This window comes from Novosphingobium taihuense, assembly GCF_007830315.1.
Classification (GTDB): domain Bacteria; phylum Pseudomonadota; class Alphaproteobacteria; order Sphingomonadales; family Sphingomonadaceae; genus Novosphingobium; species Novosphingobium taihuense.
The window spans coordinates 51,165-61,933 of the sequence record NZ_VLKJ01000014.1 but is presented as its reverse complement, the minus strand read 5'-3'; the positions used below and the strand labels follow the sequence as shown (position 1 = coordinate 61,933).

The window sequence follows — 10,769 nt, the reverse complement described above, 5'->3', positions numbered from 1 at the left end:
AGGTGGATGTACTGCCAGATGTCGAGCTCGGTCCAGTTGCTGATCGGGAAGACGCGGATGGACTCGCCCTTGTTCTTGCGGGCGTTGTAGAGGTTCCACAGCTCCGGGCGCTGGTTCTTCGGGTCCCAGCCGTGCGAAGCGGTGCGGAACGAGAAGATGCGCTCCTTGGCGCGGCTCTTCTCCTCGTCACGCCGCGCACCGCCAAAGGCCGCATCGAAGCCGTACTTGTCCAATGCCTGCTTGAGCCCCTCGGTCTTCCACATGTCTGTGTGGAGCGAGCCGTGGTCGAACGGGTTGATGTTCTTCTCGGCAGCTTCCGGGTTCTGATAGATGAGCAGATCCATGCCGCTCTCGGTCGCCATCTTGTCGCGCAGCGCGTACATGTCCTGGAACTTCCACGTCGTATCGACGTGCAGCAGCGGGAACGGCGGCGGCGAGGGATAGAAGGCCTTGCGCGCAAGGTGCAGCATCACCGCGCTGTCCTTGCCCACGGAATAGAGCATCACCGGATTGGTCGCCTCGGCCACCACCTCGCGCATGATGTGAATCGCCTCGGACTCAAGTCGCTCGAGATGCGTCAGGGTCTGCTTGTCCAATGCCACGGCTTTCGCTCCGTAATTGCGTTGCGTCCCTTTGCGCGATTCGCAAGCACGGGTGTTCTCCCATTTGGGAGCATGGGGCGAAGGCATTGCTTTTGCGCGGACAACTCCAGCTATGGATACCCGGTGGATGCATTCGGCGAGACGCGCCGAGGGACTGAAAGCTTGCGAGCGATTGTCCAACCGCCTAAGCGACAGGGATGGCCGTTTATTTCCACGAAGAAGACCTTCCCGAGGGCGTGCTCGCGCCGGGTCCCGTTGCTGTCGATACCGAGACCATGGGCTTGATCACGCCGCGTGATCGGCTCTGCGTGGTCCAGATTTCCGATGGCCGGGGGGACGAACACCTCGTTCGCTTCTCGCCCGGCAGCAGCTTTGCCGCGCCGAACCTGAAGGCGGTCCTCGCCGATCCTGCGCGGATCAAGCTGTACCACTTCGCCCGTTTTGATCTCGCTGCGATCGAACACTATCTCGGTGTAGTCGCCGCACCCGTGTTCTGCACCAAGATCGCCTCGAAGCTGGTTCGCACCTATACCGACCGCCACGGCCTCAAGGATCTCGTGCGCGAGCTGCTCGGCAAGGAAATCTCCAAGCAGCAGCAGTCGAGTGATTGGGGCGGTCCGGTCCTCAGCGATGCGCAACAGGAATATGCCGCATCCGATGTGCGCCACCTCCACGCGATGCACACAATTCTGGTCGAGCGGCTGGAACGCGAAGGCCGCACCGCGATAGCGCAGGCCTGCTTTGATTTCCTGCCGATGCGGGCAAGGCTCGATCTTGCCGGTTGGGCCGAGCGCGACATCTTCAGCCACGAGTAAGGCGGAGACAGGCAAGCGAACGCGATGACCGTCCAGGCCGACATGATCCGTACCCGGCGTCGTGGCTTTGCCGCGCCCGGTGGCTTTCACGACCGGCTGGTGCATTTCCTCGCGCGTGCACTGCCCGCTTTGGTGGGCGGATTGCTGGCGGTGATGATCATCGCGCCGATTTCCCCACGCGGTGAGATCAGCTTCCTGCTCGACCGGCGCAAGGTCGCCGTGCTGAACGAGCGGATGCAGGTTTCGAGCGCGATGTATCGCGGGCAGGACGATGACGGGCGCAATTTCTCGATCACGGCGGGCTCTGCCGTGCAGCACAGCAAGACCCGTCCGCTGATCCAGCTCGACCAGTTGACCGCACGGATCATGCTCGATGATGGCCCGGCATTGCTCACGGCAGGCAAGGGCGACTACGATTTCGGCAAGGAGATCGTCGACATCGTCGGGCCGATCAATTTTCAGACCTCCGACGGCTACCGGATGACGGCGACCAACGTCGACATCGACCTCGGCGGCAAGATGCTGAAAAGCCGGGGCCCTGTCGAAGGACGCATTCCGGCTGGAACATTCTCTGCCGACCGGATAAGTGCCGACCTGTCGGAGCGGACCGTAACGCTTGATGGAAACGCCCGCCTCCGCATGGTGCCGGGCAGGATGCAGATGCCATGACCATGAACCGCACCACGCTCGATATCATCCGCTCAGCCCGCCCTCTGCGATGGGGGGCGATCGGCTTTGCCGGTTCAGCCGCGCTTATCGCCGGGGCGCAGCACCTTTCGGCGCAGGGCATCGCCGGGCACGACAGCAAGGCACCGGTGAACTACGCTGCCGACCGTATCGAGGTGCAGGACAAGGCCAAGCGCGTGGTGCTTTCGGGCAATGTCGACATCAATCAGTCGGACCTGCGCATGCAGGCGGCGCGGACCACCGTGGCCTATAGCAATACGGGCGACATCCAGATCGAGCGGATCGACGCCACGGGCGGCGTCCAGGTCAATCGTGGCGGTGAAAGCGCCAGGGGTGATGTCGCGGTCTATGACTTCAATCGCAACGTGATCACCATGACCGGCAACGTGGCCCTGCGCCGCAATGGCGATACGCTCAACGGAGGGCGGCTGGTGATTGATCTCGATTCGGGCCTGTCGAGCGTGGACGGGCGCAGTGGCGGCGGCGCGGCAGGCGGCAAGGGCGGCCGCGTGACCGGAACCTTCAACGTTCGCAACGCGAAGAACTGAAGCGCGTCAGGCCCGTTTGCGAGTGCACCTGTCGAACAGGGCACCGTCTTTTTTGGCGGCCTTTGCCTTGTAGATCGCCTTGAGTTGCGGGGCGACCTTGCAATCGAACATTGCTCCGTTGCGCAGGGCAAGCTCGACCGTTTCCAATGCATCGGCGGTCGGTTCGGCTGCGACGCTGCGCAGAAACGGAATTGTCCAGTTTCCACCGGCCACCAGCGCATCGGCCAGTGCCTTGCGCCCTTCAGGCCGGGCCATCAGCCGCTGACCCATGTCCTTGAGCGGAGCCTGCTCTTCCTGAAGCGCCCAAAGCGCGGCCAGCCGACGCGATGCCTCGACCTGGTCGCCAGCGCCAAGGGCAATGTCGAACATGGCCTGCTGCGCAATCGGGTCACGCCAGCCGCGTTGCGCTGCCCGCTGGATGAGGCGGGCGCTGTCTGCACGGTCACCGCTCCGCTCCTCGGCAATGGCCAGGAGCGTCAGATGCTCAGCAGGAGCCGGGCTGCGCGAGACAAGCAGGCGGGCTTCGGCAAGAGCGACCGATGGCTCGGCCGAGCGCACTGTTGCCAACGTCACGCTTTCCTGCGCGAAGTTGCGGAAGGGTGCTGGCACGACCGAGACGAGCGCAGGCTGCCGACGCGCTGCGCGGTCAAGCTGCGCGCCGCAAGCGAAGACGGCGACGACTGCCAGAAAAGCTGTCCATACTATCCGCTTCACGGCCTCTGCTCCCGGCTGTTGACCTTGCCAGAGGGTGCCGGTTCCTCGGCATCGGCCCGGCGTGCGGTGGCGAGAAGGACGACGGCGAAGGCTGCGAGGCACAGCATGGTCTGGTTGCGCAAGGGATAGTCGAGCAAAGACTGCAGCGGGACCGCGAGCATATCCTCCGCGAACTGGAATCGCTGGCTCGCGACGAACGCATTGCCGCAGTTTTCGATTTTCCGCGATTGATCGCCGACCTCAGCGACTGGGATGGTGAGGATCGTCCCGAGCGGCGCGATTCGGCGCGCATCGTTTCTGCCGTGACGCGTGGCCTTTCGACGGCGCGCTTCATCCGCTTCGCCGAAGGCCGCAATGCCTGACGTAAGGCGATCAGGGTGGCCGCCTCTCGCCACGATCGGTGCCGTCATGGGCATGGTCGGCGGCAGGAGGCTTGCCCTTCTCGGCAGCCTGATGCTGGCCTCCAGTCTCACCGAGGGCGTCGGCCTCCTCCTGCTCGTCCCGATCACCGCGATCGTCGCAGGGGAACAGGCACCGTCCTCGATGGCCATGTGGCTCACCCCGCTGGCGGGCCTGCCGGTGGGGCTGCTTCTGGCTGCAGTGACGGTGCTGGTCGGCTTGCGTTCGCTGATCGTCTACCTCGTGCTCGATCAGCAGGCGCGGCTGGGTAACGCCTTGACGAGGTCCATCCGCATCGAAGCGCAGGGGGCCGTCCTCTCGGCCGAGTGGCGCTGGTTGAGCGCCCAGAGCACTTCCGCGCACGCAGCAAAGCTTGTCGGAGAAGCCGATCGCGTCGGTGGCCTTGGCGAAAGCATGCTTTCGGTGGCGACGGGCGTGATCACGCTCGTCATGCTGCTCGCGGCGGCTTTTGCGATATCGTGGCAACTGACATCGCTGGCCGTCCTGGCTGCAGCAATCGTGGCCCTTGTGCTGATCGTGATGCGCTCTCGCAGGAACAGCGACGGCGAATATCTGGCCGAAGTCTACGAGGCGCTGCACGAACAGGTCTCGAGCGGCCTCTTCCACTTTCGGGCAGCGCGGATCAGCGGCGCCGAACCGGCGCTGGCGCAGCAGTTCGGCGAGACGGCGCGCAGTGTCGAAGACGCGCAGATGCGATACCATCGCTCGGTCGCGCAGGCTCACGTCGTGTTCCAGACAGTCGCCGCGGCGATGCTGGGCGGGTTGATCTATCTTGCGTTCGTCGTCTTGCATCTGCCGATCGGAATCCTCGTTCCCGTGCTGGCGATCATGGTCCGTATTGTCCCTGTCGTGACCGGCCTGCAGGGCAGCCTGCGTCGCTGGAGCTTCAACGCGCCGGCGCTTTCCGGTTTGCTCGATCTTGTCAGCGAAGCCTCGGTCCATCGCGAACCGGTCGATGACGGCGGCGAGCCCCTGCATCTGAAACAGTCGCTTGACCTCAAGGGCGTGGGCCTTGCCTACGAGGGGCGTGAGAAGCCGGTCTTCCGCGATTTCGATCTGGCGATTGCGGCCGGCAGCGTCGTTGCGATCTGCGGCCCATCGGGCGTGGGCAAGAGCAGCCTTGCCGACATGCTCGGCGGCCTGATCTCACCCGATACGGGGCAGATCCTTATCGATGGCGAGCCGCTCGAAGGGGCGGCGCGCATCCGCTGGCGCCGCCGCGTCGCCTATGTCGAGCAGGTGCCCTACCTGTTCGACGGCACGATCGCGCAGAACCTCGCCTGGGGGCAGGCTGAAGGCGACAGCAACGCGATTCGCGCAGCGATGACGAACGCGCTCGAGCGGGCCTCCGCCCAGTTCGTTTTCGATCTTCCCGCAGGTCTCGACACCCGTGTGGGCGAGGCGGGGCGTCAGTTCTCCGGAGGCGAAAGGCAACGCCTTGCCCTGGCCCGGGCGCTTCTCAGAAAACCGGAATTGCTGATTCTCGACGAAGTCACTGCGGCTCTCGATGGCAGCAACGAGAACGCCGTCATGCAGACGGTGCGGGATCTGCGCGGCGCCTGCACGATCCTCATCCTCGGCCATCGCACGGCGCTCCTTGAACTTGCCGATCAAATCGTTGATCTGGGAGAGCATGCAGGTTCCTGACAACCATTCCGATCTGGCGGTGCACGAGGAACTCCTGCTGCGCATCTGTGCGGCGCCCGATGCGGATCATGGCGCTCTGATCCGTCAGGTCGATGCCGATGGCTGGAACAGTCTTGCGCAGATGGCCGAGGACAAACGCCTTTGCGCGCTTGTCCTTCGTGCCGTGGGCATCGCAGACGCGCGCAAGCTGCTGCCGTCTGAAGCGGCGGCGAAGCTCGAATCGGCCCGGCAATGGCACTCGCTCTACGCTCTCAAGCAGATGGCCGCGGTCAAGCGCCTGATCGGCGTGTTGGCCGAGGGCGGATTTCATCCGATCCTGCTGAAGGGTTTCGGCCTTGCGCATGGAATCTATCCCGATCCGGCGCTGCGCCCCTTGCGCGATGTCGATCTGCTGCTTTCAGCCGATGAGGCCGCGCAGGCGCAGGCGCTTCTGGTCGGCAATGCGCATTACCGCATCGCGACATGGGCTGGCAGCTATGGCCTGGAATTCGGACACCAGTTGCCCGAGATCCAGGACATCGATTTCGACCTGACCATCGAAATCCATCACCGCGTCAACGCCCGCAACTGGGCGCAGGAGCCGATGCTGGTGGAACTGATCCGTGCCGAGCCCGTCGCCCTTCCGATCATGGGCATCGGTGTGCCGGTGCCTTCGCCGCGCGCCAACTTCCTGCACCTGCTCGAACACGCCACGCTGCATCATGCATTCGAAAACGGTCCGCTGGTCCTTGCCGACCTGCATTTCCTCGCGTGCAGGAGGAATCTGGACTGGGATTGGCTCGAAGCCGAGGCAGAACGCATGGGGCTCGCGCGCGCGCTCAGGCTTGTGGCGACGGTCGCCTGGCAGCTTGGCGGGCGATGGATGCCGGAACGGTTCGTTGACTTGGCTTACGTTGGTGCGGCCAACCTCGCGGCGGCCAGATCTGCCATGCTGCAGGATCGCGAGCAGTCAGAACAGAACAAGCTGATGCGCCGCCTCGATGTGCAGAACACCGGAGAGACCGGCTGGCGCGCAGCCCTGATCCGTGCGTTGAAGCCCGATCCCCACCAGCTTGCCAAGATTGGCGGCTGCCGTCCGGACCAGTTGCGCCGCTGGCTGTGCTATCCGGTCTGGCTGGTGCAGAAAGGCCGTCGTTTCCTCGCCGTGTCTACCAACGAGGTGACGCTGAATGCGGCGCGGCGCGAAGCCGACATGGTGCGGTGGCTCGGCCAGCCCGTCTCGAGATGACGCCTCATCTTGCCGCGGCGCGTGCGATCTCCGCGAGGCCTTGGGCAAGCGCCAGTTCGCCGTTCCGGTTGTCGGCAATCAGTGTCCGGTGCAGCAGGACCAGGCGCTCGCACAGTCGCACGAGTCTCGCACCGCGCCAGCGCTTCAACTGCTGCGTCAGATCAGCACGGTCGCGGAAGAACACTCGGCGGGCATCGCTTTCCTGCTGCATGAAGGCGTTGACGTCGCCACGCTCGCCCAGCCGCCCGGCCAGTTGCACCAGCTGGCCCGCCCGCCGCTCCAGTGCGAGCACGAGGCCGACCGGGTTGATGCCCTGTTCGCGCATGCGGGATAGCTCGGAAGGAATGCGTCGCGAATCGCCGCTGAGGACCGCATTGACCAGCGGCATCATCCCGTCGTCCTCGCTGACTGCGCAGATTTCATCGAGGTCGGCGGCAGATACCGGGCGCGGTGCCTGCGGGCTGGCGTCGAGGTAGAGCACCAGCTTCTCGATCTCGCTTCGCGCCATCCGCGTGTCGAGCGCCGTCGAGCGTGCGATCCGCTCGGCCAGCTCGTCGGTCATGCGCAGACCCATGCCGTCGGCCATCATCCGCACCGCGCCTGCCACGGCCTTGAGGTCGGGCGGATGAAACATCCCGACCAGTGCATCGGCGCGGTTTTCGAGCAGCTTTGCAATGCGCGACTTGTCGGTGGCAGACGTCGCGACGATGATCACTGGCCAGCCATCGACCGGGCTCTGCAGCAATGTCTCGACCGCATCGTGGGCATCGTCACCAGTGGCGCGGACGTGGATCACCCGCTTGTCGCCAAAGAGCGAGACCGAGCGCGCCTCGTCGGCAAGACGCACCGGATCGCGCCGCAGTTCAGCGCCGCTCAGGTCGATCTTCTCGGCATCGCCAAACATCGCGGCGATCTTGGTCGCTGCATCGCTCGCGCCTGATTCGTCAGGGCCGCAGAAGTAGAAGACGCGGCAGTCCTTTACCGCGCGGGCGGTGCTGGCAGCGAAGTTCTTCTGGGTGACCTTCATGCAGCCGTCACCGCGATATGCTCATGGCTTCTGGCGCAAGCGTACCGACACGCGCGTGACGATCTGGTCGGCCACTTCCTGCGACAGGTTCTCGAGCGCGGTCTGCTCGGCCGCGATCACCGCATACTCGCTGTTGACCACGTCGAACCCGGCGTCGGACCCTGCGGTCGCATCGAGCAGCACCGACCCGTTCTGCGTATCGACCAGCTGGTAACGGGCGCGCAGCGTGCGGCGTTCGCGCGTGATCGCATCGTTGGAAAGCTGGCCGAGGCCTTCGACCCGGTCATCCAGCCGGACATCGAGCCTGTAGCGCGCAGCATCGCCGGTTTTCCCTGCGCCCAGCCTGTCGGTCAGCGCATTGCGCACCAGCCAACCCGACTGCCCCTCGATCGGCGAAATGCTGACCTGCGAGAGCGAGCGCGCCAGTTCGCCGCTCCCACCGCCGGCATACATCGGCTGCAGCCCACAACCTGCCAACCCAAGTGGAGCCAGCAACGCAAGAGGTGCAGCGAGGAGCAGCAGGCGCTTATGCGACAAGATTCACCAGACGGTCGGGCACGACGATCACCTTCTTCACTTCCGCCCCTTCAAGTGCACGCTGCACTTTCTCGGAAGCGAGGGCAAGGCGTTCAAGCTCTTCCTTGGGCGTTCCCTTGGCCACGGTCAGCGTATCGCGCAGCTTGCCCTTGACCTGCACCGCGACGGTCACTTCGTCATCGACCAGAAGCGCCGGATCGATTTCCGGCCATGCGGCATCGGCAACCAGCCCGCTGCCGAAGCGTGCGTAGGCTTCTTCGGCGAGGTGCGGCATCATCGGGCCGACTAGCAGCAGAACCTTCTGGATCGCTGCAGAGCGGCTGGCCGAGGGCGCGGCCTTCTCGATCGCGCCGGTCAGTTCGTAGATCCGTGCCACGGCCTTGTTGAAGCCCAGCGCTTCGATGTCCGAGGCTACGAGATCGACAGTCTGGTGCGCCTTGCGATCCAGCGCCTTGTCCTCGCCGGTAGCAGCAGCATCGTACTGTCCAAACAGGCGCCACAGCCGCTGCACGAAGCGAGCGCAGCCTTCGATCCCGGCTTCTGACCACGGCAGGTCGCGCTCGGGCGGAGAGTCCGACAGCATGAACCAGCGGATCGCATCGGCGCCGTACTTCGCGACGATCTCGTCCGGGTCCACCACGTTCTTCTTGGACTTGGACATCTTGATCACACGGCCGATCTCGACCGGCGCGCCATCGGCCTTGAGCGTGGCGCCCTCGCCTGTGCGCTCGACGTCTGAAGGGCTGAAGAAGATCGGCTGGCCGTTCTCCGGATTCTTCCGCTCGTAGGTCTCGTGCGTGACCATGCCTTGCGTGAACAGGCTGCCGAACGGTTCCTTGACCTCGACCTTGCCGATGCGGGCGAGCGCACGGGTCCAGAAGCGTGCGTAGAGCAGGTGCAGGATCGCGTGCTCGATTCCGCCGATGTACTGCTCCACCGGCAGCCAGCGCTTGATCGCTTCGGGATCGAACGGGCGGTCATCGGGCTGGCTGGCAAAGCGCAGGAAGTACCACGAGCTGTCGACGAAGGTGTCGAGCGTGTCGGTCTCGCGCCGCGCGGGGTGGCCACACTGCGGGCAATCGACATGCTTCCACGTCGGGTGCCGGTCGAGCGGGTTGCCGGGGACATCGAAGGTCACGTCCTCGGGCAGCTTCACCGGCAGCTGCTTCTTCGGCACAGGCACCACGCCGCAGACTTCGCAGTGCACGAACGGGATCGGCGTGCCCCAATAGCGCTGGCGCGAAACGCCCCAGTCGCGCAGGCGCCAGACGGTCTTGCCTTCGCCCCAGCCTTCACCTTGCGCGCGGCCGATGACTGCCGCCTTGGCATCGGCCACAGCCATGCCGTTGAGGAAATCGCTGTTCACCAGCACGCCGTCTCCGGCCTCGGCCTCGCCCGCAAAGGGCTTGTCCGCATCGACCGGATCGGCGGCGACCACGCGCAGGATCGGCAGGCCATACTTGGTGGCGAAGTCGAAGTCGCGCTGGTCATGCCCCGGCACGGCCATGATCGCGCCCGTGCCATATTCCATCAGCACGAAGTTGGCGATGTAGACGGGCAGGTCGGCCCCGGTGAACGGGTGCTTTGCCGTGATGCCGGTGTCGAAACCCAGCTTCTCCGCTGTTTCCAGCTCGGCCGCTGTGGTGCCGCCCTTCTTGCAAAGGGCGATGAAGTCCTGCGCCTCAACCGAAGTCGCCGCGACGCCCTGCGCCACCGGGTGATCGGCTGCGACGGCCACGAAGCTCGCGCCGAAGATCGTGTCGGGCCGGGTGGTGTAGACTTCCAGCTTTTCGCCGGTGGACAGCGTGAAGGCAAATTGCAGGCCCTGGCTCTTGCCGATCCAGTTCTCCTGCATCACGCGGACCTTCTCGGGCCACTTGTCGAGCGTGGAGAGGCCTTCGAGCAACTCTTCGGCAAAGTCGGTGATCTTGAGGAACCACTGGTTCAGCTTGCGCTTCTCGACCAGCGCACCGGAACGCCAGCCACGCCCGTCGATCACCTGTTCGTTGGCCAGCACGGTGTGGTCCACCGGGTCCCAGTTGACCGTCGATTCCTTGCGATAGACGAGGCCTGCAGCATAGAGGTCGAGGAACAGCGACTGCTCCTGGCCGTAGTACTCCGGCTCGCAGGTCGCAATCTCGCGGCTCCAGTCGAGCGCGAACCCGAGGCGCTTGAGCTGCGCCTTCATGTTGGCGATGTTGTCGCGGGTCCAGCCGCCGGGGTGGACGCCCTTTTCCATTGCGGCGTTTTCCGCCGGCATGCCGAAGGCGTCCCAGCCCATCGGGTGAAGCACTTCGAACCCGCGCATGCGCTTGTAGCGCGCCAGGACGTCGCCCATGGTGTAGTTGCGCACGTGGCCGATGTGGATGCGCCCTGAGGGATAGGGGAACATCTCAAGGACGTAGCTGCGCGGCTTGGCGCTCGAATCGTCCGCCCGGAACGACTGCTGCTCGTCCCACACCTGCTGCCAGCGGGTGTCGGCGATGGAAGGGTCGAAGCGTTCGGGAGCAGTGTTCTCGGTCATGCGCGCTCCTCTAGGGAGCG

General features: G+C 64.8%; 11 protein-coding genes. 5 read left to right on the top strand and 6 right to left on the bottom strand.

Annotated elements, in window-relative coordinates; all coding sequences use genetic code 11:
• Window positions 1–539 (bottom strand): sulfate adenylyltransferase subunit CysD (cysD, locus tag IQ25_RS19070; RefSeq protein ID WP_258537074.1); only part of this gene is annotated, 539 nt, incomplete at its 3' end.
• A 260-nt stretch (window positions 540–799) separates the two neighbouring features.
• Between cysD and IQ25_RS19065 the strand changes: the two genes are divergently transcribed.
• The 3 genes from IQ25_RS19065 to IQ25_RS19055 are packed head-to-tail and all read left to right on the top strand — an operon-like array spanning window position 800 to window position 2,652.
• A complete protein-coding gene (locus tag IQ25_RS19065) occupies window positions 800–1,417 on the top strand; it encodes a ribonuclease D (RefSeq protein WP_144907869.1) in 618 nt (205 codons plus the stop codon).
• A 24-nt stretch (window positions 1,418–1,441) separates the two neighbouring features.
• Window positions 1,442–2,086 (top strand): LPS export ABC transporter periplasmic protein LptC, encoded by a 645-nt coding sequence (gene lptC, locus IQ25_RS19060; RefSeq protein WP_144907868.1) that lies wholly within the window; start codon window positions 1,442–1,444, stop codon window positions 2,084–2,086.
• Window positions 2,087–2,088: 2 nt separating this feature from the next.
• Window positions 2,089–2,652, top strand: a complete 564-nt coding sequence (locus IQ25_RS19055; protein WP_144907875.1) for an LptA/OstA family protein — start codon at window positions 2,089–2,091, stop codon at window positions 2,650–2,652.
• Window positions 2,653–2,658: 6 nt separating this feature from the next.
• Here the strand turns inward: IQ25_RS19055 and IQ25_RS19050 are convergent, their stop codons facing one another.
• Window positions 2,659–3,366 (bottom strand): hypothetical protein, encoded by a 708-nt coding sequence (locus tag IQ25_RS19050; RefSeq protein ID WP_144907867.1) that lies wholly within the window; start codon window positions 3,364–3,366, stop codon window positions 2,659–2,661.
• Complete coding sequence (locus tag IQ25_RS21100) at window positions 3,363–3,776, bottom strand: hypothetical protein (protein ID WP_158637801.1); 414 nt, start codon at window positions 3,774–3,776, stop codon at window positions 3,363–3,365. Before IQ25_RS21100 ends, IQ25_RS19050 begins: the two co-directional genes overlap by 4 nt.
• On the opposite strand from IQ25_RS21100, the gene IQ25_RS19045 reads away from it, so the two are divergent.
• Window positions 3,775–5,433 carry an ATP-binding cassette domain-containing protein gene (locus IQ25_RS19045; protein WP_158637800.1) on the top strand — a complete coding sequence of 553 codons (1,659 nt, stop codon included), beginning with the start codon at window positions 3,775–3,777 and terminating at the stop codon, window positions 5,431–5,433. The two genes, IQ25_RS21100 and IQ25_RS19045, sit on opposite strands and share 2 nt — an antisense overlap.
• A complete protein-coding gene (locus IQ25_RS19040) occupies window positions 5,420–6,661 on the top strand; it encodes a nucleotidyltransferase domain-containing protein (RefSeq protein ID WP_158637799.1) in 1,242 nt (413 codons plus the stop codon). The genes IQ25_RS19045 and IQ25_RS19040 overlap by 14 nt, the downstream gene beginning before the upstream one ends.
• Before the next feature lie 4 nt (window positions 6,662–6,665).
• Here IQ25_RS19040 and holA read toward each other — a convergent pair whose 3' ends face one another.
• From holA to leuS, 3 genes are all read right to left on the bottom strand, one after another.
• Window positions 6,666–7,688 (bottom strand): DNA polymerase III subunit delta, encoded by a 1,023-nt coding sequence (holA, locus tag IQ25_RS19035; protein WP_144907864.1) that lies wholly within the window; start codon window positions 7,686–7,688, stop codon window positions 6,666–6,668.
• 21 nt (window positions 7,689–7,709) lie between these two features.
• On the bottom strand, window positions 7,710–8,141 hold the full coding sequence (lptE, locus tag IQ25_RS19030; protein ID WP_181447287.1) for an LPS assembly lipoprotein LptE: 432 nt from the start codon (window positions 8,139–8,141) through the stop codon (window positions 7,710–7,712).
• Window positions 8,142–8,214: 73 nt separating this feature from the next.
• Window positions 8,215–10,749 (bottom strand): leucine--tRNA ligase, encoded by a 2,535-nt coding sequence (gene leuS, locus IQ25_RS19025; RefSeq protein WP_144907862.1) that lies wholly within the window; start codon window positions 10,747–10,749, stop codon window positions 8,215–8,217.
• Window positions 10,750–10,769 lie beyond the last annotated feature (20 nt).